The sequence below is a fragment of the Telluria aromaticivorans genome (assembly GCF_013003915.1).
Taxonomy (GTDB): domain Bacteria; phylum Pseudomonadota; class Gammaproteobacteria; order Burkholderiales; family Burkholderiaceae_D; genus Telluria; species Telluria aromaticivorans.
The window spans coordinates 690,570-713,724 of record NZ_JABAIV010000001.1 but is presented as its reverse complement, the minus strand read 5'-3'; the positions used below and the strand labels follow the sequence as shown (position 1 = coordinate 713,724).

20 protein-coding genes and 5 tRNA genes are annotated in these 23,155 nt (G+C 63.7%); 18 read left to right on the top strand and 7 right to left on the bottom strand.

The genetic code is table 11. The features are described 5' to 3' along the window. Positions 1–10: 10 nt before the first annotated feature. The 11 genes from pdxJ to HGB41_RS03190 all read left to right on the top strand — a co-directional run bounded on the left by pdxJ (position 11) and on the right by HGB41_RS03190 (position 7,773). Positions 11–778 (top strand): pyridoxine 5'-phosphate synthase, encoded by a 768-nt coding sequence (gene pdxJ / locus HGB41_RS03240; protein WP_171081010.1) that lies wholly within the window; start codon positions 11–13, stop codon positions 776–778. A 10-nt stretch (positions 779–788) separates the two neighbouring features. Continuing rightward, complete coding sequence (gene acpS, locus HGB41_RS03235) at positions 789–1,190, top strand: holo-ACP synthase (protein WP_171081008.1); 402 nt, start codon at positions 789–791, stop codon at positions 1,188–1,190. A gap of 18 nt (positions 1,191–1,208) precedes the next feature. Then, entirely contained in the window at positions 1,209–3,314 is a 2,106-nt protein-coding gene (uvrC, locus tag HGB41_RS03230; protein ID WP_371868430.1) for an excinuclease ABC subunit UvrC, read from the top strand. 248 nt (positions 3,315–3,562) lie between these two features. Further along, complete coding sequence (locus HGB41_RS03225; RefSeq protein WP_171081006.1) at positions 3,563–4,249, top strand: PEP-CTERM sorting domain-containing protein; 687 nt, start codon at positions 3,563–3,565, stop codon at positions 4,247–4,249. Positions 4,250–4,445: 196 nt separating this feature from the next. After that, the gene (gene pgsA, locus HGB41_RS03220) at positions 4,446–5,024 is read left to right on the top strand and encodes a CDP-diacylglycerol--glycerol-3-phosphate 3-phosphatidyltransferase (protein ID WP_171081003.1); all 579 of its coding nucleotides are present in this window, start codon (positions 4,446–4,448) and stop codon (positions 5,022–5,024) included. Between the two features lie 102 nt (positions 5,025–5,126). Then, a tRNA-Gly gene (locus HGB41_RS03215) sits at positions 5,127–5,202 on the top strand. 71 nt (positions 5,203–5,273) lie between these two features. Then, positions 5,274–5,349, top strand: a tRNA-Gly gene (locus HGB41_RS03210). Positions 5,350–5,405: 56 nt separating this feature from the next. Continuing rightward, positions 5,406–5,481 (top strand) — tRNA-Gly (locus HGB41_RS03205). A gap of 27 nt (positions 5,482–5,508) precedes the next feature. Further along, a tRNA-Gly gene (locus tag HGB41_RS03200) sits at positions 5,509–5,584 on the top strand. A gap of 70 nt (positions 5,585–5,654) precedes the next feature. Next, positions 5,655–5,728: transfer RNA gene (locus HGB41_RS03195), tRNA-Cys, on the top strand. A 230-nt stretch (positions 5,729–5,958) separates the two neighbouring features. Continuing rightward, complete coding sequence (locus HGB41_RS03190) at positions 5,959–7,773, top strand: putative bifunctional diguanylate cyclase/phosphodiesterase (RefSeq protein ID WP_171081001.1); 1,815 nt, start codon at positions 5,959–5,961, stop codon at positions 7,771–7,773. A 92-nt stretch (positions 7,774–7,865) separates the two neighbouring features. On the opposite strand, the gene fliD is transcribed toward HGB41_RS03190, so the two are convergent. From fliD to HGB41_RS03175, 3 genes are all read right to left on the bottom strand, one after another. Next, positions 7,866–9,206: a flagellar filament capping protein FliD gene (gene fliD, locus HGB41_RS03185; protein WP_212760803.1), complete on the bottom strand. Its 1,341-nt coding sequence runs from the start codon at positions 9,204–9,206 to the stop codon at positions 7,866–7,868. Between the two features lie 78 nt (positions 9,207–9,284). Next, complete coding sequence (locus HGB41_RS03180) at positions 9,285–9,755, bottom strand: DUF2721 domain-containing protein (protein WP_171080998.1); 471 nt, start codon at positions 9,753–9,755, stop codon at positions 9,285–9,287. Between the two features lie 22 nt (positions 9,756–9,777). Further along, positions 9,778–11,844 carry a putative bifunctional diguanylate cyclase/phosphodiesterase gene (locus HGB41_RS03175; protein ID WP_171080996.1) on the bottom strand — a complete coding sequence of 689 codons (2,067 nt, stop codon included), beginning with the start codon at positions 11,842–11,844 and terminating at the stop codon, positions 9,778–9,780. Between the two features lie 268 nt (positions 11,845–12,112). On the opposite strand from HGB41_RS03175, the gene HGB41_RS03170 reads away from it, so the two are divergent. The 4 genes from HGB41_RS03170 to HGB41_RS03155 all read left to right on the top strand — a co-directional run bounded on the left by HGB41_RS03170 (position 12,113) and on the right by HGB41_RS03155 (position 14,743). Beyond that, the gene (locus HGB41_RS03170; RefSeq protein WP_171080994.1) at positions 12,113–12,766 is read left to right on the top strand and encodes a MarR family winged helix-turn-helix transcriptional regulator; all 654 of its coding nucleotides are present in this window, start codon (positions 12,113–12,115) and stop codon (positions 12,764–12,766) included. Between the two features lie 92 nt (positions 12,767–12,858). Beyond that, positions 12,859–13,401, top strand: coding sequence for a carboxymuconolactone decarboxylase family protein (locus tag HGB41_RS03165; protein WP_171080992.1), 543 nt, complete (start codon positions 12,859–12,861; stop codon positions 13,399–13,401). After that, positions 13,398–13,925, top strand: coding sequence for a redoxin domain-containing protein (locus HGB41_RS03160; RefSeq protein ID WP_171080989.1), 528 nt, complete (start codon positions 13,398–13,400; stop codon positions 13,923–13,925). Before HGB41_RS03165 ends, HGB41_RS03160 begins: the two co-directional genes overlap by 4 nt. Before the next feature lie 2 nt (positions 13,926–13,927). Continuing rightward, positions 13,928–14,743 carry an MOSC domain-containing protein gene (locus HGB41_RS03155; protein ID WP_212760801.1) on the top strand — a complete coding sequence of 272 codons (816 nt, stop codon included), beginning with the start codon at positions 13,928–13,930 and terminating at the stop codon, positions 14,741–14,743. 39 nt (positions 14,744–14,782) lie between these two features. On the opposite strand, the gene HGB41_RS03150 is transcribed toward HGB41_RS03155, so the two are convergent. Further along, positions 14,783–15,082, bottom strand: coding sequence for a hypothetical protein (locus HGB41_RS03150; protein ID WP_171080986.1), 300 nt, complete (start codon positions 15,080–15,082; stop codon positions 14,783–14,785). Between the two features lie 622 nt (positions 15,083–15,704). Here HGB41_RS03150 and HGB41_RS03145 point away from each other — a divergent pair. Beyond that, the gene (locus tag HGB41_RS03145; RefSeq protein WP_171080984.1) at positions 15,705–16,118 is read left to right on the top strand and encodes a hypothetical protein; all 414 of its coding nucleotides are present in this window, start codon (positions 15,705–15,707) and stop codon (positions 16,116–16,118) included. 57 nt (positions 16,119–16,175) lie between these two features. Here HGB41_RS03145 and HGB41_RS03140 read toward each other — a convergent pair whose 3' ends face one another. From HGB41_RS03140 to HGB41_RS03130, 3 genes are all read right to left on the bottom strand, one after another. Beyond that, positions 16,176–17,630, bottom strand: a complete 1,455-nt coding sequence (locus HGB41_RS03140) for a catalase (RefSeq protein ID WP_171080982.1) — start codon at positions 17,628–17,630, stop codon at positions 16,176–16,178. A 69-nt stretch (positions 17,631–17,699) separates the two neighbouring features. Then, on the bottom strand, positions 17,700–18,524 hold the full coding sequence (locus HGB41_RS03135; protein WP_171080980.1) for an alpha/beta fold hydrolase: 825 nt from the start codon (positions 18,522–18,524) through the stop codon (positions 17,700–17,702). Positions 18,525–18,584: 60 nt separating this feature from the next. After that, positions 18,585–19,106: a hypothetical protein gene (locus HGB41_RS03130; protein WP_171080978.1), complete on the bottom strand. Its 522-nt coding sequence runs from the start codon at positions 19,104–19,106 to the stop codon at positions 18,585–18,587. A gap of 221 nt (positions 19,107–19,327) precedes the next feature. On the opposite strand from HGB41_RS03130, the gene HGB41_RS03125 reads away from it, so the two are divergent. Together HGB41_RS03125 and HGB41_RS03120 are read left to right on the top strand one after the other, a co-directional pair. Then, positions 19,328–20,023 carry a dienelactone hydrolase family protein gene (locus HGB41_RS03125; protein ID WP_171080977.1) on the top strand — a complete coding sequence of 232 codons (696 nt, stop codon included), beginning with the start codon at positions 19,328–19,330 and terminating at the stop codon, positions 20,021–20,023. Positions 20,024–20,143: 120 nt separating this feature from the next. Then, positions 20,144–23,134, top strand: a complete 2,991-nt coding sequence (locus HGB41_RS03120; protein ID WP_171080975.1) for an ATP-binding protein — start codon at positions 20,144–20,146, stop codon at positions 23,132–23,134. Positions 23,135–23,155 lie beyond the last annotated feature (21 nt).

The window sequence follows — 23,155 nt, the reverse complement described above, 5'->3', positions numbered from 1 at the left end:
AAAACCAGACATGAGCTTCCTGCAACCCGCCGGCCCGGTCATCGACCTGGGCGTCAACATCGACCACATCGCCACCGTGCGCAATGCGCGCGGCACTGCGTATCCGGACCCGCTACGCGCAGCAATGCTGGCCGAGCAGGCCGGGGCCGACCTGATCACGCTGCACCTGCGCGAGGACCGCCGCCACATCCGGGATGCCGACGTGCTGGCCCTGCGTCCATTGCTGGCCACTCGCATGAACCTGGAAGCGGCCGTTACGCGCGAGATGATTGACTTTGCCTGCCAGGTCAGGCCGCAGGACGTCTGCCTGGTGCCGGAGCGGCGCGAGGAAGTCACCACCGAGGGCGGCCTGGACGTGATCCGCTACTTCAAGGAAGTCGAAGCGGCGACCAGGCAGCTGAAGGCAGAAGGCATCCGGGTGTCGCTGTTCATCGACGCCGACGAACGCCAGATCGAAGCTGCCGCCGCGGTGGGCGCCACCGTGATCGAGCTGCACACCGGGCGCTATGCCGAGGCGGAGGGCGATGAGGCCTTGCGCGAGATCGAGCGCATCAAGCTTGGGGTGCATGCAGGCGCCTCGCGCGGCCTGCGCGTGAATGCCGGCCACGGCCTGCATTACACCAACGTGCAGCCGATCGCGGCGATCGCCGATATCCACGAACTGAACATCGGCCACGCCATCGTCGCCCATGCGCTGTTCGCAGGCTGGGAAAATGCGGTGCGCGAGATGAAGGCGATCATGGTCGCGGCCCGCCTCGGCGTGTCGTACGCGCGTTAAGGGAGTTGGAATGATCTACGGCATCGGCACCGACATCGTCCAGATCTCGCGTGTCGAGGCGGCCCTCGCACGCAGCGGCCCGCGCTTCGCCGAAAAGATCCTCGGCCCGCAGGAGCTGGAAAAATACCACGCGCGCAGCGCCAGGAACGCGACGCGCGGCCTGCGCTTCCTGGCGACCCGTTTTTCGGCCAAGGAAGCGTTCTCGAAAGCGATCGGGCTGGGCATGCGCATGCCCATGACCTGGCGTTCGGCCCAGGTCCTGAACGGACCGGGCGGCAAGCCCGTTATCGTCTGCAGCGGGGCGCTTGAACAATTCATGCAAGACTATGGCCTCAGCGCCCAGGTGACACTCAGCGATGAGGCCGATTACGGCGTCGCCTTCGTGATCGTGACCCAGGACCTGGCAACGTAAAGAATAAGCGAAGCAGAAGTGGGCAAGGAAGTTCAAGTACCCGCGCCAGGCGAGTCGGCGGCGCAGGATGACATCCTGGTGGAGTCGGGAATGCATGCGCCGGCAGGCTACGTGGCCGCCGGAGGGGCGGCGATGCCCATCGCGCCGCGCAAGCCGGCGCGCGCCCGATCCACCAGCAAGACGAACAAGGCTGTGCCGGTACCCCGCGCGCGGCCGGACAGTTGGCAGGCCATGAAAGAAGAATTGAAAGCGACATTGAAGGAAGACGCCGCGGATCCCGTCCAGCCCACCGCCTCGGCCCGCGAGCGGGTGCTCGACACCGTGTCCAAGCTGCCCGACCTGCCCGGCGTCTACCGCTACCTGGACGCCAACCAGAACGTGCTCTATGTCGGCAAGGCGCGCAACCTCAAGAAGCGCGTGTCGAGCTATTTCCAGAAGACGCAGTCGAGTGCGCGCATCGCCATGATGGTGGGTCAGATCGCCAACCTGGAAACCACGGTGACCAGCAGCGAGGCCGAAGCGCTGATCCTGGAAAACAACCTGATCAAGTCGCTCAAGCCGCGCTACAACATCCTGTTCCGCGACGATAAAAGCTACCCCTACATCAAGATCTCGGGCGGCGAAGCGCCACGCATGGGCTATTACCGCGGCACGCTGGACAAGAAGAACCAGTATTTCGGCCCTTTTCCTTCCGCCTGGGCCGCAAAGGAATCGATGCAGCTGCTGCAGAAGGTGTTCATGCTGCGCACCTGCGAGGACAGCGTGTATGCCAACCGCACGCGTCCCTGCCTGCTGCACCAGATCGGCCGCTGCAGCGCGCCCTGCGTCGACCTGGTCGCGCCCGAACAGTACCTGCTCGACGTGGAAAACGCGGCGCGCTTCCTGCGCGGGCGCCAGACCGAAGTGCTTGCCGACCTCGAGCAGAAGATGCTGGCCTATGCGATGGACCTGAAATTCGAGCAGGCCGCGGCAATCCGCAACCAGATCCAGGCCCTGTCCAAGGTGCTGCACGCGCAGAGCATGGAAACCGTGGGCGACGCCGACGTCGACGTCATCGCGGTGGTGGTGCAGGGCGGCCGTGCCTGCGTCAACCTGGCCATGGTGCGCGGCGGGCGACACCTGGGTGACCGCGCCTATTTCCCCGCGCACGTGGGCGAATCGCTGGGTGAGTGCCCGCTCGACGTCGAGGTGCTGTGCGCCTTCCTGGCCCAGCATTATTCGGGCCAGTTCATCCCGAACACGCTGATCCTGAACATCGAGTTCGACCAGCCCGAGCTGATCATGGCGCTCTCCGAGCAGTGCGGCCACCGCATCAACCTGATCTTCCAGCCGCAGGGCCAGCGCCGCCAATGGCTGGAGATGGCGGGCAAGGGCGCCGAGCTGGCATTGGCGCGGCTGCTGTCCGAGCAGGGCTCGCAGCAGGCGCGCACCCGCGCGCTGGCCGATGCGCTGCAACTGGACAGCGAAGACCTCGACACGCTGCGCATCGAATGCTTCGACATCAGCCACACCGGCGGCGAGGCGACCCAGGCCTCGTGCGTGGTGTTCCACCACCACCAGATGCAGAACGGCGAATACCGCCGCTTCAACATCAACGGCATCACCCCCGGCGACGATTACGCCGCGATGCGCCAGGTGCTCACGCGCCGCTACGAGAAGGTGGCGAACGGGGAGGGCGTCATGCCCGACATCGTGCTGGTCGACGGCGGCAAGGGCCAGGTCGAAATGGCGCGCCAGGTCTTCGTCGAGCTCGGGCTCGACATCGGCATGATCGTCGGCGTGGCGAAAGGGGAGGCGCGCCGGGTCGGCCTGGAAACCCTGATCTTCGCCGACAGCCGCCCGCCCCAGGAGCTGGGCAAGGAATCGGCGGCGCTGATGCTGGTGGCCATGATCCGCGACGAGGCCCACCGCTTCGCCATCACCGGCATGCGCGCCAAGCGCGCCAAGGCCAGGCAAGCCTCGCGCCTGGAAGAGATCGAGGGCATTGGCGCCAAGCGCCGCCAGCGCCTGCTGGCCCGCTTTGGCGGCCTGCGCGGGGTCGTCGACGCCAGCGTGGAGGATTTGATGTCGGTGGAAGGCATTTCGAGCACGCTGGCGGAAGAGATTTACCGGCAGCTACATTAATCGTCCTGTTCCGTTTGCTTGGCGCGCTCGTACCAGGCAATTCGCGCCGTGCGGAAACAATGTAAACCGCATATCTCGAGGCCGCCACCTTTTCTCTACCTTTTGCATATGTCGATCAATGTGACAAAGTTAGTCATCGCACAGTCGCTATGTTCCGTATGTGTTTGATTCCTTGATATTTCCTTGGTTTGGCACGCTTTATGCTAAGTGGACATTGCCTCACCATCACAACTACTAGGGAGTCGTTCATGAATTCGATTAGTCTGAAAGCGCTATTGGTGTCTGCACTCGCCACCGCCGTCTTTGCCTCAGGTAGCGCTCTGGCCGTACCGTTCTCGATCACCGGTGCTTCATTCACGCCCGGCACCGGTTACGGTATCGACCGTAACAACTCCGGGAATCCGACAGAAAATGCCAACTCGACCCTGCTCGATGTGCGCTTCTCAAACGCGTCCTTTGCCGCCCAAAACTTCGACCTCAACACCGTCGGAGAGTTCAAAACCTTTAGCATGGGCTCCATCGATTTCTGGGAGACGAACGGATCCCAAGGCATCAGGACGGCCGAAACGGACTTTTTGAACATCATGGCAACGCTGATCTTTGCTTCCCCCGACAGCGGCAACAAGGTTTTCACGACTAACGGCATGGCTACCATCGGCAGTGTTCAGGACGCGGCTACCGACCTGACGATCGACTGGACCTCTCAGCTCGTGTCCTTCGGGACAACCGGCCAGTATCGGATTGATTTAGGCAGCCTGGCTTTCTCCAGAGCGTCGACCGCGAATAATACTGCCGGCTTTCGCGATGCCCAGGTCACGGTGACGCTGCTGGCCCTGGACCGGCCGCCTGTCAACGTCCCTGAGCCGTCCTCTTTGGCCCTGGCCGGTATGGGACTGTTGGCAGCCGCCGGCGTAATGCGCCGCCGCAAGCATTAAGTCCTGTGCGGCTGGCTTGGCCGCGACAGTTTCTACCTTCTAAGTTTTCTGCCCGCCCTTGCGCGGGCAGTTTTTTATCCGTGACACAGTCAGCAGGGCAGGGCAGCGCGCCATACAGACGAGTCACCTAGTCCAATCGGCAATAGCCATGTAGACTAGCGGCGCAAACTTTCATTCCTGTAATCAGTGCTTTCCTATGCCTTTCAACATCCCGATTCTCCTGACCTGGTTACGCGTAGCGCTGATTCCCCTCGTTGTAGGCGTCTTCTACCTTCCCACCCACTGGCTGCCGCTGGCCGACCGCAACCTGGCGGCGACCCTGGTGTTCACGGTTGCCGCCATCACCGACTGGTTCGACGGCTTCCTGGCGCGGCGCTGGAACCAGACCTCGGCTTTCGGCGCCTTCCTCGATCCGGTGGCGGACAAGCTGATGGTGGCCGGCGCCTTGCTGGTGCTGGTGCAGCTGGACCGCGTGAACGCGATCATCGCCTTCATCATCATCGGCCGCGAAATCACGATCTCGGCCCTGCGCGAATGGATGGCCCAGCTCGGCGCGACCAAGTCGGTGGCCGTCAGCTCGCTCGGCAAGATCAAGACCGCAGCCCAGATGACCGCGATCCCGATGCTGCTGTTCCATGACGTGCTGTTCGGCATCGACACCCATTACTGGGGCGAATACTTCCTGTGGCTCGCCGGCGTGCTGACGGTCTGGTCGATGTTCTACTACCTGCGCCGCGCCTGGCCGCTCATCAAGGAGAAGGCCTCGAGCCTGTAGAAACGGGCTTGTAGAAATGTTCTGCGTCATCCTTGACGTACGGAATAGAATCTCTATAATGCCTGCCTGTTGCGACAACATCGCAGCAGGATGGTAGACAAAGCGGGAGTAGCTCAGTTGGTAGAGCGCAACCTTGCCAAGGTTGAGGTCGAGAGTTCGAGACTCTTCTCCCGCTCCAGTTTCAAGATTGCACGATTCACCGTAATCTTGAAAAAATGTCAAAGTTCTGCGATAATCGTTGTTCTGTACGCGGGAGTAGCTCAGTTGGTAGAGCGCAACCTTGCCAAGGTTGAGGTCGAGAGTTCGAGACTCTTCTCCCGCTCCAGTTTATGTTCATAAGCTGGCGGATAAGTTGGCAGCAGTAATCAGTAAGACTCCATTGCGGGAGTAGCTCAGTTGGTAGAGCGCAACCTTGCCAAGGTTGAGGTCGAGAGTTCGAGACTCTTCTCCCGCTCCAAAAGTTTTACGAAATTCGTACTCCTCAGCGGGAGTAGCTCAGTTGGTAGAGCGCAACCTTGCCAAGGTTGAGGTCGAGAGTTCGAGACTCTTCTCCCGCTCCACATTCAGGGAAGTTCACCTTCCCGGTTGACACGGCAGCTAACCGGCCGGATCAGCGCAGCAAGTACCTCTGGCGAGGTAGCAAAGCGGTTATGCAGCGGCCTGCAAAGCCGTCTAGACGGGTTCGACTCCCGTCCTCGCCTCCAGAATATCCCCTACCTAGTCACTAGGTACTAATCTAGATCGCATGAATGGCCTCCTTAATGGAGGCCTTTTTCGTCTGATGCCCAGTATCGAAGAGCATTGAGCGCTCAGCTCCTAGCTCAGCAAAATGCCAGTTCGCCGATGCGATACCGTGCAAGGGGGAAGCATGATGTTTTCGTTGCGCCCGGTTGCGAAGCGCCGTAATCTGTATTGACACTCCTGGGGGCCGCACATGGATTCTTATTTTCCATCCAGTGGCGACGACGCTGCCAAACTGCTGCGCGCGCAAGAAATATCTCGCTACCGCATCACGGAGGGCGAAGCGAATCGAAATTTGCACCTGCTTGCTCAACTGGCAGCTCAAGTGACTTGCGCTGACATAAGCGGCGTCACCATCGTGCATGATCTGCATGTCGCCGTGGTGACGGGGACTGGCGTGGTACCGCAGCACTTCAATCGAGACGACTCGATTTGCGCCCATGCGGTCGATGTTCAGGCACCGTTCTTCGAGGTGCAGGACATGTCGGTGTCTCCACGGTTCGCCACTATCCAGTTTACAGAAATGCGGCATTACGCGGCCGCCACCTTGTTCAGTAAACGCGGCTATCTGCTTGGCACTTTGTGGGTCATGAGCTGCAGGCCGCGCGCGCTCGACGAATCACAAGGGCTGCTTTTGCTAGGGTTGGGGAGATTGGCCGTTGATGCACTCGACAAGCAATATTGCGATGCGGCGACCGGAATGCACAATCGCAGCTCCCTCCTGCAACAACTACAGGAAGTGCTGGCCGGGTCTGATGCGTCGGAGGTCACGGTCGGCTATATCGATCTCACGGGATTTCACCAGATCAACGAAATCTATGGACGCGACGCCGGCGACCGCATCTTGTCCGAAGTCGCAAACCGATTGCAGCACTGGATTGGCCGCGAAGATCTTATCGGTCACTTGGGCGGAGATCGATTCGGGTTCGCGCTACGCGGCACAGCGCAGGATGACCGCTTGCAGGGCTTGTGCAAGACAATCGACAAGCCATTTTCTTTGCAGGAGGGACCGTTGTACGGGCTCAACGCGCGTATCGGTGTCGTGCGGCGGTCCTTGCCGACCAAGGTAAGCGCGGGCGCACTCCTCGACATGGCTGAGACAGCGGGCCGGATGATCGTTTCCGTACACGGTTTCTCCGTGATACGCGAGTACGGCGCCGTCTTGCGCGACCGGACTCGCATGCTGGAAGCCTTGCTGAAGTTACTGGAAGATCGTCCTGATGCTGGCGAATTACATATGTTCTACCAGCCACAAGTCGATTTCTCGAACGGCTGCCTGATAGGCTTCGAAGCCCTGGTGCGCTGGACACACCCGGAAATGGGCGTAATACCGACCCAGAATTTCGTCGCGTTGGCTGAAAGCAGCGGACACTGTTACGAACTCGACCTGCGCATTGCCCGTCTCGTCTGCAGCACCTTGCGACGCTGGCTGGATGCAGGTTTGCACGTGGTCCCTGTGTCGCTGAACCTGTCTCGAGCTACGCTGATCCATCCGCGATTGCCGAATGCAATCTCCGCTTTGCTCGACGAGATGGATATCCCCGGCGCGCTGCTGGAGGTAGAAGTGACCGAAGGGCATTTATTAGAAGCGCCGCAGGCGATTCATCAGAGCGTCGACGCGCTGCGCTCACTCGGCCTGCGAATTGCCATCGATGACTTCGGCATCGGTTATTCGAACCTGGATGCAATCGCTACCCTTCGCTTCGACAGACTGAAGGTCGATCGTCGTTTTGTGCATGGCGTGGCGGACAATCCCACCACGGCCAGCCTGTTTCAGCTTATCCAGGGCGTGGCAAAAGTAGCCGACGCGGAATTGCTTTGCGAAGGCCTGGAGCGTCAAAGTGATCTCGATTGGTTGCGCCACCATCATGCATATCGCGTTCAGGGCTGGTACTTCAGTGCCGCGCAATCGGTTGATCAGGCCGAGCGTGTTTTACGCAGTTGGAAATATCTGTCCCGGCAGCCCGCGGGGGCTTCCGACCTGCGCACGCTTTTTGAAGTCGAGTGATGCAAGAAATGCGATAGGCTCAATCAAAATATCGGAATTTTGTATTGAACACTGATCGTTAGCGGGGTTCGTTCTACCCCAATGTCCGGTGCTCAGGCCATAAAATCGAATAGCGATGGCCGACCAGCTGTGGGGCCGAACAGCGGATTGCCGCCAGTTCCGGCCACTGCGTATTGCTGTGCAAGCATGCCGGCCTGGCGCTGGATCATCTCGCTGACCTGGGTTTTCTGGACGTTCAGCCTGTTTACCTGGCTCTGCAGCGTCGCAGTGCGGTCTGCAAGAATACCGCCTGCGCTTAATTGTTGAGCTGCATGTTGTGCGAACTGATCAGCCAGACCCTTCCCCGGCTTGCTGAAAAACTCGGTCAATTTCTCCGGCTGTGTAGCAAGCGCCGCCTTCAACTTCGCATCGTCCAGCACCAGTTCTCCTTCCTTGCGCGTGATACCGATGTCGGCAAGCGTTTTTTGATCCGTGTTGTCGAACGTTCTGGCAATCTGGGTCTTGATTCTGCCTACGAGGGTATCGTGCGCCTGGTCACCGGTTTTTAGCCCGTTCAGCCGGCTGTTGAGCGAGTTGAATGCGTCCACCAGATGCTTCACGTTCTCGGCCAGCGCCGCAGGATCGCGCTTGAGCTTCACCTCGCTTTTTCCGATCGCCGTCAGATTCAATGTAACGCCGGCAATAGCCTTGTCGACCGTATTGCTCGATGAAGTGAAGGTCTTTCCATCGACGACGAGGAGGGCATCGCGTGCAGCCGTATGCTGCGTCATCGCGCTCTTCTTGCCACCCTCGAAGGCGAGCAGACTCTCCAATACCTGATCGCCATTCACGCTGATGCCCATTGTGTTTGCCGCGCCCGGCTTGCCCGCGATACTCAGCGCATAAGCTTTGCCATCCTGGACAAGCTTCGCATCGATCCCCGCATCACGCATGGCCTTCGCGATGCCTTCCAGCGTGTTGTTTCCTTTGTCGATAGGCACTGTGATCGAGGTGGCGCCGCTCCCGCTACCCATGTCGATCCTGATCTCGGTCGGGACGCCTGTGCCGAGTGGCATGTTCTTATCCGATAGCGGCTTGCTCGCCAGTTGCTGTGCCTGGGCGAGCTGCTTCACCTCCAGCGCATGCACGCCGGTGGCGGCCGTCCCACCCGATAGCTGGGCGGTCGCCGCTTTGCCGTCCACGCCCACCGCAGTGCCGAAGTTCTCGCCCGAGAGCCGTGCAGTAATGCTGCGGAATCCGTCCAGCGCGAGGGCGAGTTTGCCGATCGCCGACAGGCGTGCAGTGTCCCGTCCAAGCTGGGTCTCGATCGTCTTGAGCCCGGGGTTTTGCATCAACGGCTTCTGGCTTGCAGAGGAATACAGCTCCTGCACGGCAACGCCAGGCGGACGTGCTGCCTGATTCGAGATGGAATTGGTCATGCCGAGATTATGCATGGCCAAATGTCGCCTTATGTAATCAATGGCATCGAATTGTCGCGCCGGTCTCCCGGGATCGATGCCGGCACGCTTCGCTCATCCTGCGCATCCGCCGCAGCCGGCGGCGCCGCGGCTCAGCGACTTGATCTGCTGGAGCCGCATGTAACGCGAGCCGATCAGCACTTCGCGCAGGAAGTAAATGTAACTACCGATCAGGCATCCCATGGCGAGCACGAAGCAGGTCGCGATGTAGTGGTCGAGCGGAAGGTTGGTGGTGTCGCCCAGGAACAGCATGCCGATGACGAGGCAGACCAGCAGCCCGCAAGCGGTGTTCAGCGTGATCGCGTAATTGATGAGGTGTCCGCGCTGGTGCAGGGTCTGGAGTTCGATCATGCAGGCTTCGTTGGGGCCTGGCAGGAGCCTGGCTTCCAGCACCCGGGTCCGGTCGATGATACGCGCGAGCCGGTTGGTCAGCACGACCAGCATGGTGCCGACGCCCGTCAGCAGGAACACCGGCGCGATGGAGAGCTGGATGATGTGGCCAATGTCCGCAAGCTGGATGTTCACGTGTCGGCTCCCTTGTATCTTCCTAGTGATGCATCTCGCGCGTGCGCACCCACTGGGCGAATTCGCAGGCGGGCAGGGGTGGTGCGACGTAATATCCCTGTGCCTCGTCGCAGCCGTACGCAAGCAGGGCATCCCGGATCTCGCGGCTGGCCGTCCCCTCCGCCACCACGGCCATCCCGAGCTCATGGGCGAGGCCGATGGTCGCCTTGACGATCGATGCCGCGCGCTTATCGGAAAGCATGTTGCTGGTGAACCCATGGTCGATCTTGATGACGTCCACCGGCAGCGTGCTGAGGTAGCTCAGCGAGGAGTAGCCGGTGCCGAAGTCGTCGATGTACAGCTGGAAGCCCAGGCGGCTCAGGGTGTTGAGTTCGGCGATCGAGGCGCCCGGGTTCACGATCAGGCTGCTCTCCGTGATCTCCAATCCGATCCAGTCGGGCGTGCCGCCGCAATCGGCCAACAAGGCCTGCAAGTCGCTGGCCAGGTTGCCCCCGTTCAGGTTGCGGGTGGACAGGTTGACCGCGATCGGCAGCGACAAGCCTTCCTGCCGCCAGGCCAGCGACTGCCGCACGGATTCCTGCAGCATGTGCCTTGTCAGCGCATGAATCAGCTCGCTCGATTCGATGAGCGGCACGAACTCCGCCGGTGGCACCATGCCGCGCTCCGGATGCCGCCAGCGCACCAGCGCCTCGACACCCAGCACGGCGCCGGTCGCCATCGATACCTTGGGCTGGCAGTACAGTTCGATCTGGCCGTCGCTGATGGCGCTGCGGAACTGGCCCAGCAGGGCGAGGCGTGCCGGGTCGTAGGGATCGTCATCGGCCGAATAGACCATGCAGCTACGGCCGTTCTTCCGCGCCTGGTGAACCGCGACGTCGGCCTTGCGCAGCAGCTCCGTTGCCTCGCGGGCGTGGAGGGGTGCGACGGCGGTGCCGACGTACGCGCCAATGTCGTAGTGCACGCCCGCGATCGCGAAGGTGGTCTCGAAGGCGGTGGCGATGGCATTCGCGATCCGCGCCGCATCTTGCGTCTGGCTGCCCTGGACGATGACGGTGAACTGGGCGTTGCCGGTGCGGGACAGGTGCATGTCCGCATCGAGCATGCCGGCCACCCGTCGCGCCACGTCGCCTAACAGCGTGTCCGCATTGACATGGCCGAGGGTCAGGTTGATCTCGCGGAAGGAGGGCAGCTCGACGATTAACAGGGCCACCGGCATGGCCGGGCCGGGGGCACCGAGCAGGGCTTCGAGCCGCTGCCGCATGGCGACCCGGTTGGGGAGGACCGTCGTGTCGTCGAAGAATGCCAGCCGCTGGATCTCCTGTTGCGCATGGCGGATCTCGGTGATGTCCTGGATGACGCCGACCATCCGCAGCGGACTGCCGGCAGCGTCGGTCGTCACGTCCGCGAGCGAATGGACATGCCGGACATCGTCGTGTGCGTGGACGGCACGGTATTGGCAGTTGTAACGCTCGCCCGGTACGGTAAAGGCTCGCTCGCGCGCCGCGACGACGCGTTCCAGGTCGCCCGGGTCGATGCGCCGGTTCAGGTCTTCCAGCCGGATCGGGAGGCTGTCCTGGTGCATGCTGAAGATGCGGTAGGCCTCGGGCGAGCTGGTTTCCACGATGCCGGTGCGTGCGTCCGCGGTCCAGGTGCCGAGGTGGGCGATTTCCTGGGCGTGTTCCAGGTCGCAGCACGCCGGCAGCAGCTGGTCGTGCAGGCGGCGCTGGTCGGTGATGTCCACGGTGGCGCAGGCGAACCAGGTGCGTTCGTAGCTGTCGCCGGCCACCCGGTGGCCGCAGACCCGCAGGACGTGGTCGCCCCCGTCCTGCCACTGCGCCCGCAGCTCGAGGACGAAGCAGGTGCCGGACAGGACGCAGTGCTCGAAGGCCTCGAGCAGCAGGTGACGCTCGTCCGGAAGAATGCGTTCGATCAGCGCCGCGATCGACGGTTCTACCGACCCATACTTCAGGCCCAGGTTACGGTGCTGCTGCGCCGACCAGCTGACCTTGCCGTCAGCGAGGTTGAGGATGGTGCATCCGCGACGCGTGATTTCCTGCGAGATCGCCAGGATGTCGTGCAGGTGCGCCAAGCGTGCTTCCGCGTCGGCACGGTAGCAGTCGCTTACGCCACGGGCGTCGTGGCCATCCGGCGGAGGAGGGTATCTGCCGTCGTGTCTTTCAATCGATTGGGCATGCAGCATGATGGCCTCTCTCCGGTGGATGGGCCTGTTAACCCTTGCTTCACTATGGTGGCCGACGTCAGGGGTGTCGAGTGAATTTGTGTGAGGACTCGTGTCGGCAGTCGCAATTTCATTAGGACTCCTTGACAGTTTTCCTGGCCGTGCTATGCTGGCGTTCATGGACATCCAACCAGAAACCCCGTGGGACAGCACGCCGGACATTTCGGCGCGCATCGTGACCGCCATCGGCCGCATCGCGACCGTGCTGCGCTCGGGGATGTGGGAGGTCTCGACGGCCGAAGGCCTGAATCCGGCGCAGGCCGAGATCCTGCAGCTGCTGCAGCACCGTACCCGCGGCGTGCGCCTGAGCTGGCTCGCCAAGCAGCTGTCGATCTCCGCGGCCAGCGCCAGCGACTCGGTCGCCGCGCTGGTGTCGAAGGGACTGGTCCGCAAGGCCCGCGCGGAAGACGACGGCCGCGCCACAGCGTTGCACCTGACGCCGCAAGGCGAACAGGTCGCGCAACGGCTGGCGCATGCGCTGTCGTTCGCCGATTCGGCTGCGTCGAGGCTGCCGCCGGCGCAGCAAGTGCTGATGCTGACGGGCCTGTTCAAGCTGATCGCGGAATTGCAGAAAACCGACCGGTTTCCGGAACTGCGCGCCTGCCTGTCTTGCCGCCACTTCGAGCCGAACAAGTATCCGGCCCAGGAGGTACCGCATCATTGCGCGCTGGTGAATGCGCCGCTGCCGATCTCGTTCCTGCGCATCGATTGCGCCGAACACGAGCCGACCGACCCGGTCAGACAGCGCCGCAATTGGGAAGCATTTGCCTGAGCATTTTTTTTGTCAGTAATAGTTAGGACTCCTATTTTATAGGGTGAGGCGGCCGCACCCCTTGACCGGCCCGCAAACTGAAGGAGCACACCATGTCGCGTATCGAACTCGTCAATCCTGCCAACACCCAAGGCGAAGCAGGCAAGCTGCTGGGCCAAATCCACGGCGCCTTCGGCGTCGTGCCGAACATGTTCCGCGCTGTCGCCAATTCGCCGGCTGCGCTGCAGAGCATGTGGGGCGCGTTCGGCGCCCTTGGCGGCGGCACCCTGGGCGCGCGCCTCGGCGAGCAGATCGCGGTGGCGATCGCCGACCGCAACGATTGCGAATACTGCCTCGCCGCGCATACCGCGCTGGGCCGCAAGGCCGGCGCCAGCGCCCAGGAAATGGCAGCCGCGCAGGCCGGCGAATCGGACGATCCGAAGACTGCCGCCGCGCTGAAATTCGCGATTGCGGTTGTGGAAAAGCGCGCCCACGTGGCCAAGAGCGATGTGGCGGCCCTGCGCACCGCCGGCTTCGGCGACGGCGAGATCGTCGAGATCGTGGCGCACGTGGCCCTGAACCTGTTCACAAACTACGTGAACGTGGCCTTCGCGGTGCCGGTCGACTTCCCCGGCGTGAAGCTGCGCGCAAAATGAACGCCTCGACCTTGCATTCCGCTCCGGAATTCGAGGTCTCGGGCTGGCTTAATGCGGCCGGCCCGGTGACCTTGGCTTCGCTGCGCGGCCGGGTGGTGGCAGTGTATGCCTTCCAGATGCTGTGCCCGGGCTGCGTTGCGCAGGCGCTGCCCCAGGCCAAGCAGCTGGAGCAGCATTTCGGCCGCGACGAGCTGGCGGTGCTCGGCCTGCATACCGTGTTCGAGCACCATGAGGCCATGAATGAGCGTGCACTGGCGGCCTTCCTGCACGAATACCGGATCGGGTTTCCGGTCGGGGTCGATCGCCCCGGCGAGGACGGGCCGATTCCGCGCACGATGGAGCGTTACCGGATGCGCGGCACGCCGACGCTGCTGCTGTTCGACCGCGCCGGCGTGCTGCGCCACAGCCTGTTCGGACATTTGCCCGACCTGCAGGTGGGTGCCCTGATCGGCAAACTGCTGGCGGAACCGGTGCCCGACGAGGGATGCGACGACATGGGTTGCCGCATTCCTGGAAGGGCCTGAGCATGGGCGGCTCCCGCTTCCTCCGGCGCAGCGCCGGGGACGAGACTGCCGACACCGGTCCGGCGCCCCAGATTCTGGCGCGCCGCATCGATGCGCTATCGACGGGGCAGGCGCGGCCGGTGGCCAGCATCGGCGATGCTCCTGTCCTCAGCGCCATCGGCAAGCGCGCCCGCGAGGGCGCGCTCTGGCTTTCCCGCGACGGACTGGAAGGCGACGAGCAGGGCGACCGGATCTACCATGGCGGACCGGACAAGGCGCTGCACCACTACCCGGCCGGCCACTACGCCCTGTGGCGGCTGTGGTTTCCGGACACGCCGCTGGTGCTGGCGGCCGGCGCATTCGGCGAGAACATCTCCACCCAGGGCATGACGGAAAGAGATGTGCACATCGGCGACGTGTTTCGGGCCGGGACCGCATTGCTGCAGGTCAGCCAGGCACGCCAGCCTTGTTTCAAGCTGAACCTGCGCCTTGAAAAAGAGAACGCCGCGCTGACGATGCAGGTTTCCGGCCGAACTGGCTGGTATTACCGTGTACTGCAGGAAGGATGGCTGAAGGCCGGCGACCGGCTGGAGCTGGTCGCGCGGCCGCGCCCCGGCTGGCCGCTGTCGCGCCTGATTGCCGCACTCTATCCTGCCAATCCGGCCGCCTCCTGGCTGGCCGACGAATGGCGGCTGGCGGCTGGCTTGCCCGAACTGGCCGAACGCTGGCGCTCGGCATTCGAGCGTCGTTTGCAGACGGGGGTGATCGAAGATTGGCGCATGCGCCTGCACGGTCCCGGGGGATTGCGCCGCATCGCGGACGTCACCGCACCGGGTTGACCCAGCACGCGCCGGGAGGCGCGCTGGGTGAGGCGACACTCAGGATGCGATGTCGGCCGGCGCGTGGGCTGCGTCTGCGCCGACGTGATCGATGACCGAGTGAGGACTAATGGTGAGCACTTTCGATCCCACGACGAGGCTGGGGAGCTGTTCGATGCCGCGCACGACAGCTTCGAATTTGAGTTCCGGGTGAGCCCCGAGGTCGATGACGGTCAGGCCGGGAATGGTCAGTTCGAGCGTCTGCGCGATGTCGAGGCACAGCCGGCAGCCGTCATGAAAAAGAATGCAGGACGACTCTGAAATGAGCGTGGACCTGGTGGCTATTGGAGGATGATTCATCTTCTTCCTTGATGTAGGAGTCCTAAATAAAAAGTCCCAAAAATGCACGAATACCTTAGGCGACGGATTGGCAAGGATATGTATCCGGGAAGGGCGCGCGTACAAAGGGACAACGAAGCTTGGCTGCGAGATTCTCGAAACCACCTGCGCATGCTAGCAGGTTTACGAGATTAGTCAAGACTCCTAATTAAATGCGAGTATGCCCGGCCATGCTGCGGGAGGGTACCGCTGGAGGCCTGATAGGCTTCTCGCCTGCAGCAGGCGCCGTGCAGGGCGCCGACGGCGGGGGCAGGACCCGCGACTGCGCGGCGGGGAAGTCTGCCTGCGCGTACATCGAGAGCCCGAGGATCGCCGCGGAGGCGCCTGTCGCATACAGTATGTGTCTGGACGTTTTCACCTGAACCTCCCGTATCCTTGCCCCGGTCGTCGGGTACTGGTCCAGTGTAGGCAGCCGCATGTCGTTTTCAGCATTAACTTTGGTGAACCCGCTTGCGCATTCCCGGCGGCGACAGAACTTCACATCGATTCACTCCTGTGGACGAGCGCCCCTGTCTACACTGTCATGACAGCCCGGCGTGCTGCCGTTCCGAAGCCGGGCGCTTCTCAGCCTGGTGGAGACAACATGAAAAGCCATCATCCCGTGACCGTCCCTGCCCCTGCCTTGCCGGGACTTGCCATCGCCGCCCTCGAGAAAATCGGTGTCAGGCTCATCAGGCTGACCGAGGGCCGCTTGCACGCATCCGCCATCGTCCGCTCGTTCTCCGCAGTGGACCGCGTTCTGGTGGATTGGTCGATTCGCACCGGCGGGCAGCTCGAATGCCAGTTCGAAATCACCTACAACGACGGTTACCAGATCAGCGGCGATTACCGGTTCAAGCGCAAGGGCAGCAGCAGGCCGGCGCTGACCCGCCACGTACGTGCGAGCGCTCAGGCGCTGTGCGCCGGTCTGGGCGACGTCAACAAGGTACGGGGCCTGACGACACGGGCATTGGATTTTCTCGAGCACTACGAGACCGACGACGCTTGCGCGATCTGAATGCCGGATGTTGGAGGAGGAGGCGTCCGGTCGGCGCCGGACGCGGGGGCTGTGGTGTCAGGCCACTTCATCCAGTTGGGCGATGGCGCGCGCGACACCGTCGCCATACTCTGGATGACACTGCAGGCAGTTGCGGATGTGCCGCGCCTTGACCTCGCCGGACGCGCCGGCGATCGAGCGGGCGGTGTTCTGGAACAAGGCTTCGCGCTGCTGCGGCGACATCTTCAGGAAGAGCAAGCGCGGCTGGGTGAAATAGTCGTCGTCGATACGATGGTTCCAGTGGTCGGCTGCGCCTTCCAGCGACAGCGGCGGTTCACGGAAATCTGGCTGCTCGGCCCATTCGCCGTGGCGGTTGGGCTCGTACGACGTCGTGCCGCCCCGGTTGCCGTCGACCCGCATCGCACCGTCGCGGTGATAGCTGTGGACCGGGCAGCGCGGGGCATTCACCGGGATCTGGTGGTGATTGACCCCGAGACGGTAGCGCAGCGCGTCCCCGTAGGAGAACAGGCGGCCCTGCAGCATCTTGTCAGGGGAAAAGCCGATCCCGGGGACGACGTGGGCCGGACTGAAGCCGGCCTGCTCCACCTCGGCGAAGTGGTTCTCTGGGTTGCGGTTCAGCTCCAGCACGCCGACCTCCATCAGCGGATAATCCTCATGCAGCCAGACCTTGGTCAGGTCGAAGGGATTGAATCGGTAGCTGGAGGCATCCTGCTCAGGCATCACCTGGACGTACATGGTCCAGCGGGGGTAGTGCCCGCCCTCGATGCTGTCGTAGAGGTCGCGCAGGTGGCTTTCGCGGTCGCGGCCGATCAGCGCGCCAGCCTCGCCGTCGCTCAGGTTCTCGATGCCCTGCTGGGTCTTGAAGGTGAACTTGACCCAGTGGCGTTCGTTGCCGGCGTTGATAAAGCTGAAGGCATGGCTGCCGAAGCCGTGCATGTGGCGATAGCTGCGCGGGATGCCGCGCTCGCTCATGACGATCGTCACCTGGTGCAGGGCTTCCGGCAGGCCGCTCCAGAAATCCCAATTGTTGTCGGCATTGCGTAGGCCGGTGCGCGGGTCGCGCTTGACGGCATGGTTCAGGTCCGGAAATTTCAGCGGATCGCGCAGGAAGAATACTGGCGTGTTGTTGCCCACCAGGTCCCAGTTGCCCTGCTCGGTATAGAACTTGATGGCGAAGCCGCGGATGTCGCGCTCGGCATCGGCGGCGCCCCGCTCGCCCGCGACGGTCGAGAAGCGCATGAACAGTTCGGTTTTCTTGCCGACTTCGGAAAACAGCCTCGCGCGGGTGTAGCGGGTAATGTCCCGGGTGACCGTGAAGCTGCCATGGGCCCCGGCCCCTTTGGCATGCATGCGGCGTTCGGGAATGACTTCCCGATCGAAATGCGCCAGCTTCTCGAGCAACCAGATGTCGTCGAGCAGGGCGGGGCCGCGCGGCCCTGCAGTGCGCGTGTTCTGGTTGTCGACCACGGGCGCGCCGGCAGCCGTGGTCAGCTTATGATTCGGCTTGTCCATCGTACAGCTCCTTGATGCGTTGGAATGAAGTGGCCTGGCGCCGGCCGCAGCAGGCGCCAGGCCTTCGCCTCAGGCCCTGACGAAGGCCAGCATGTCGATGTTGACTTTCTCCTTGTGGGTATCGGTCAGTCCATGCGGCGCGCCCGGGTAGACGATCAGCTTCGCATGCGGGATCAGCTTCGCCGATGCGCGGCCGGCGGCATCGATCGGCACGATCTGGTCGTCGTCGCCGTGGATGATCAGGGTCGGGATGGCGAACTTCTTCAAGTCTTCGCGGAAGTCGGTCTCCGAGAAGGCCTTGATCGAATCGTAGGTGTTCTTGTGTCCGCCCATCATGCCCTGCATCCACCAGGACTGGATCAGGCCCTGCGACACTTTCGCGCCCGGGCGGTTGAATCCGAAGAAGGGACCGCTCGGGATGTCCAGGTAGAGCTGGGAACGGTCGGCGATCTGGCCGGCGCGGATGCCGTCGAAGACGGAAATGGGCAGGCCGCCCGGGTTGCTCTCGGTCTTGACCATGAGCGGCGGGACGGCCGAGATTAGCCCGGCCTTGGCCACCCGCCCCGTACCGTGGCGGCCGATGTAGCGCGCCACTTCGCCGCCGCCGGTGGAAAAGCCGAACAGCACGGCGTTCTTCACGTCCAGGTGCTCGAGCAGCTGGGCCAGGTCGTCGGCATAGTGATCCATGTCGTTGCCGTCCCATGGCTGGCTGGAGCGCCCGTGCCCGCGGCGGTCGTGGGCGATGCAGCGGTAACCCTGGTCGGCAAAAAAGATCATCTGCGATTCCCAGCTGTCCGAACTGAGCGGCCAGCCGTGGCAGAACACGATCGGCTGGCCGCTGCCCCAGTCCTTGTAGTACAGCGTTACGCCTTCCTTGGTGGTAAACAAGCTCATGTCAATCTCTCCTTGGGTCGTTGTCGAAAAGTGCAATGCGCGTTCAGGGCAGAAGTGAACCTATACCGCGGGCATCCGTGGGCGGACACGCGGCAGCACCCCTTCGGCTGCGCGAAGGTGGCGCAGCTGCAGGATGGCGCCGATGACGAAGATCGCGAACACCACGCCGATGGTCATGACCAGCGCCGGATCCTCCCGGCTGCTGTACAGCGGGTTTCCGGTTGGGAACCGGGTGCCGGTCTCGGTAAAGCCGGGAATCATGTGGAAGAAAAAGGTCAGCGAATACGCCAGCGCCACCGCGCGATGGTTATACCTGCCGAACCAGCGCTTGCGCGAGGCGATGGCGGCGCCGGCGAGTACCAGCAGGGTCAGGACGCCGAGTGCGTGGGCCTCGTTGACCCCGCCGTGGTTGAAGATGAAGAAGCTGGTGAGGCAGGTGAGGACAGTGGCGACGATGTACAGGGTACCGGCGCGGGTCGTCGGTGAGATTTCCTTGTAGCGGATGAAGGCCCGGATGCCCGCGCCTAGTGCGACCAGGCTGATCGCGGTGTGGGCGATACCGATGGTGGTTAGTACTGCCATGATGCCTCCTCAGGAAGTTGGTGGACTCGTTTCAGCTGCGCTTGCGGTCGGGCCGTACGGGTAGGGCAAGTGTAGGACGGCTGCGGCGCCGGCAGGTAGTGAATCATCGTGAAAACCTGTCAAGGGGCGCCTGTCGCGCGGCGTTTCACAATATTTCACTGCCGCCTGTCCTCCGGATTCGTACACTCGGTGTTCCCTTATCCACCAGCGAAGGAGCGGAAGTGAACTCGACAATCGACATCGCCACGGCCGACGGCAGCTTTTCCGCATACGTCGCGCGTCCGGCACAGGGCATCGCGCCGGCCATCGTCATCATCCAGGAGATCTTCGGCGTCAACGAAGGGATCCGCAGCATCGCCGCCGAGATGGCGCGCGAGGGTTTCCTCGCGATCTGCCCCGACCTGTTCTGGCGCAGCGAGCGCAATCTGTCCATGTCGGAAAGCAATCCGGCACACCAGGATCGCGGCTTTGCGCTGTACCGTGCCTACGACTTCGACCAGGGCGTGGGCGATATCGCGGCAACCATCGCTGCGGCGCGCCAATTGCCGCAATGCTCGGGCAAGGTGGGCGTCATGGGATACTGCCTCGGCGGCCTGCTTACCTTCCTGACGGCGGCCACCGGGGCGGCCGACGCGGCAGTTGCCTATTACGGCGGGGGCACCGACCGCTTCCTCGACCGTGCGCCCGGGATCAGGACGCCCTTGCTGATGCACCTGGCCGGCGACGACGAGTACATCGGTCTCGACGCACAGGCCGCCATCCGGGAGGCAGTCGCAAGCCGTCCCGAAGTCCAGGTCCACCTCTACCCGGGACGCCAGCATGCGTTCGCCCGTCCCGGCGGCGCCCACTATGACCATGAAGCGGCCGAGCTTGCTAACTCGCGCACACGGGCATTCCTGCGGCAGCACCTGGCCTGAGCGTCCCCCTCCAAAGGACAAGGAGTGCGCCGAGGCCTTGTAAGATTGGCGTAAATATGCGCGATCATAATCAATCCGCAAACTGGCGGCATTCTCCCTGCAGGTTGTCACTGCTGCAGAGTGTCGTCGTTCAATGCCCATACGCCCGAGGGCGCGCTCATACGCCGCAAGTACCGGACCGAATACTTCGTTCTCGTAGTCTCATCAGGCATGCACACCGAGAGCTTCCCAGCCGCGTCGCACTCCCCCAGCCCGACAGCGAGGCAGGCTCATGCATCCCACCTCGGCACCGAATATGTGTTCGGCGAATTTCGCCTCTATCCGGCACGTAAGCTGCTGATGCTCGGCGAGCGCCAGGTACTGCTGGGCGGGCGCGCCTTCGACCTGCTGGTCGCGTTGGTCGGCCGGGCCGGCGAGGTGATCAGCCACCAGGAACTGCTCAGTGCCGTCTGGCCTGCCTCGGTCGTCGAAGAGAATGGCCTGCGCGTCCATATGTCGGCGCTGCGCAAGATCCTTGGCGAGAACAGGGACGAGCCGTGGATTGTCACAGTCCCGGGGCGAGGCTACAGTTTTTCCAGGCCGGTCCAGCTCAGGACGGCTGCCGCCGTGCACGAGGCGGGCCAGCCCTGGACTCCGCCCTCCGGCGGAGCAGCCGGCGGCATCCGGATCACCCGGCTGATCGGGCGCGAGGCGCTCTCCACGGAGCTTGCAGGCCGGCTTGCCGGCGCCAGGCTGCTCATGCTGACCGGACCAGGCGGAATCGGCAAGAGCGTCCTGGCGCTCACCCATGCGCGCGAGCACCGCGGCCGTTACGCCGACGGCGTCTACAGCGTCGACTTCGCCACGCTCCAGGATGCCGCCATGGTGAACGCGACCGTCGGCACTGCGCTGGGCGTGTCGCTGCAGGCGGGCGACCCGGTCGCCGGCATCTGCCGCGCGCTCCAGGGCATGCGCGCCTTGCTGGTCTTCGACAATTGCGAACACGTATTACAGCCGGTCTCCGACCTCGCGGCACGCATCACCGCCGCGTGCAAGGAAACACGGGTGCTGGCGACCAGCCGCGAGCCGTTCGGTATCACCGCGGAGCAAGTCCTCCGGGTGCCGCCGCTCGCGCTGCCCGGGCAGGCCGACCGGCTCGACTGCGCGGATGCGCTGGCCGTGCCCGCCATCGCGCTGTTCGTCGAACGCGCGGCGGCCAATTCGCATCGATTCGTGCTGACGAACGACAATCTGCCCACTGTAGTGGACCTGTGCCGGCAGCTGGACGGGCTGCCGTTGGCGATCGAACTCGCGGCTGCCCGTGTCGAGGCTCTCGGTGTGGAAGGACTGACGCTGCGCCTGAACGACATGTTCGGCCTCCTGACCCGCAGCCGGCGCCTGGCCGACGCGCGCCACGCGGCGCTGGATGCGATGCTCGACTGCAGTTTCCGGCTGCTCGACGAGGTCGAACGCACCGTGCTGCGCCGTGTTTCGGTGTTCTATGCACCGTTCTCTCTCGAAGCGGCGGTGGTGGTGTGCGCGGATGCCGACATCGAGCCCGCCGCGGTGCTCGATGCGGTGCTGGCGTTGGAAGACAAGTCGATGCTGACACTCGAAACGGAGCAGGGCGTACCGCGATACCGCTGCCTGAACATCACCCGCCGCTATGCCGCCGAGCGGCTGCGACAGAGTGAAGAGGCCGCCGAGGTGGCGCGGCGCCATGCCAGCCACCTGCATACCGTGTTCCTGGGCGCCCGCGACGGCATTGTCGGGCGCAGCCTTTCGCAATGGCAACGCCAGTACGGCGGACTGAGCGCCGATCTGCTTGCCGCACTCGACTGGTCGTTCGGCCTCGGCGGCGACGTCCTGCTCGGCGTCGAACTCTGCGCTTCGGTGCCGCTCCAGGTGATCGAGCTGGGCATGATCGGCGCGTTCTGCGACCGTGTCGAGCAGGCACTCGACCGGCTCGACGGGATGGCGGACAGCAGCGCCAAGGCGCGCAGCGAAACACGCCTCGCATGCATGTGGGCGCTTGCCACCACCCACGTCAGCCTGTCGCACGAACGGCGCGCGCCGATCGCCGCGCGCCTGGCACGCATGTCGGTAGAGGCGGTGCTGCCGGACGAGCGTCCACTGGTGTTAGCGGCCATGTGCGTCGCCGCGTTCACGCTGGGGGACTATGCGCGCATCGGTCGCCTCGCCGGACGCGCATTGCGTGACGGAGAGGGTCGCGGCTACCGGGCTGACCTGTCCGCACAGCTGACGCAAGTGCTGGCGGATCGCTGGAGTGCGCTGAGCCTGCATTTTCTCGGCTTTCACCGCCGGGCGCGCGAGCATGCAATCAAGACCCTCCAGTCCGGGTTGCCCAGCGGTTCGACCCAGGCGCTCGGCCCGATCTCGCTGCGGGTGTCGATGGGGGTAGTGCTGTCCCGGATCGACTGGCTGGAAGGCGCCGTCGACGCTGCTCTGGCGCGCGTACTGCAGGTGGTGTCGGTGGCCGAGGACGAGCATCCGCTCGGCCTGGCCATGGCGCTCGGCCTGGGACTAGCCCCGGTGGCGCTATGGCGCGGTGACGACGCGCTCGCGCATGAGACGGTCGAGAAGCTCGACGCCCTGGCCCGGCGTCACGCTCTGAGCTTTTGGTGCGATTGGGCACGCTACCTGCGGGCCTTCCTCGCTCCTGCGGGGGAGGCGCACGATCGGGAAACGGAGTCGCCGGAGCTGGGCGATGCACCGCCAATGATGCTCGAACTGGCCGCGACCGTCCGGCCAGGGCTGGTGCCCAAAGACCTGCTGGCTGCTTCAACGGGAACGCTCTGGTGCGGCCCCGAGGCCAGCCGCCTCCTGGCCGAACGTGCGCGTGCCGGCGGGGAAGCACCGGCCGAGGTAGAGGCGGGCCTGGCGCGCGCCTTCGTGCAGGCGCAGACACAAGGGGCACTCTCATGGGAGCTGCGCTGCGCCATGAGCCTGGCCAGGCTGTGGGAAGCAGGCGACCGTGTCGACGAGGCCGCCGCCCTGCTGGGGAATGTACTTGCCCGTTTCGACCAGGGTTACGACAGCACGGACCTGCGCCAGGCAAGCGCCCTCCAGGATACTCTGGAGCGCCGGTCCGGGGGCCACGAGTCGCGCTGACAGGCGCCGGCCGCGGCCGCT

Coding starts and splice junctions, on each gene's coding strand:
- pdxJ (WP_171081010.1), top strand. CDS start 11: ATGAGCTTCCTGCAACCCGCCGGCCCGGTCATCGACCTGGGCGTCAAC.
- acpS (WP_171081008.1), top strand. CDS start 789: ATGATCTACGGCATCGGCACCGACATCGTCCAGATCTCGCGTGTCGAG.
- HGB41_RS03225 (WP_171081006.1), top strand. CDS start 3,563: ATGAATTCGATTAGTCTGAAAGCGCTATTGGTGTCTGCACTCGCCACC.
- pgsA (WP_171081003.1), top strand. CDS start 4,446: ATGCCTTTCAACATCCCGATTCTCCTGACCTGGTTACGCGTAGCGCTG.
- HGB41_RS03190 (WP_171081001.1), top strand. CDS start 5,959: ATGGATTCTTATTTTCCATCCAGTGGCGACGACGCTGCCAAACTGCTG.
- fliD (WP_212760803.1), bottom strand. CDS start 9,206: ATGCATAATCTCGGCATGACCAATTCCATCTCGAATCAGGCAGCACGT.
- HGB41_RS03170 (WP_171080994.1), top strand. CDS start 12,113: ATGGACATCCAACCAGAAACCCCGTGGGACAGCACGCCGGACATTTCG.
- HGB41_RS03165 (WP_171080992.1), top strand. CDS start 12,859: ATGTCGCGTATCGAACTCGTCAATCCTGCCAACACCCAAGGCGAAGCA.
- HGB41_RS03160 (WP_171080989.1), top strand. CDS start 13,398: ATGAACGCCTCGACCTTGCATTCCGCTCCGGAATTCGAGGTCTCGGGC.
- HGB41_RS03155 (WP_212760801.1), top strand. CDS start 13,928: ATGGGCGGCTCCCGCTTCCTCCGGCGCAGCGCCGGGGACGAGACTGCC.
- HGB41_RS03150 (WP_171080986.1), bottom strand. CDS start 15,082: ATGAATCATCCTCCAATAGCCACCAGGTCCACGCTCATTTCAGAGTCG.
- HGB41_RS03145 (WP_171080984.1), top strand. CDS start 15,705: ATGAAAAGCCATCATCCCGTGACCGTCCCTGCCCCTGCCTTGCCGGGA.
- HGB41_RS03140 (WP_171080982.1), bottom strand. CDS start 17,630: ATGGACAAGCCGAATCATAAGCTGACCACGGCTGCCGGCGCGCCCGTG.
- HGB41_RS03135 (WP_171080980.1), bottom strand. CDS start 18,524: ATGAGCTTGTTTACCACCAAGGAAGGCGTAACGCTGTACTACAAGGAC.
- HGB41_RS03130 (WP_171080978.1), bottom strand. CDS start 19,106: ATGGCAGTACTAACCACCATCGGTATCGCCCACACCGCGATCAGCCTG.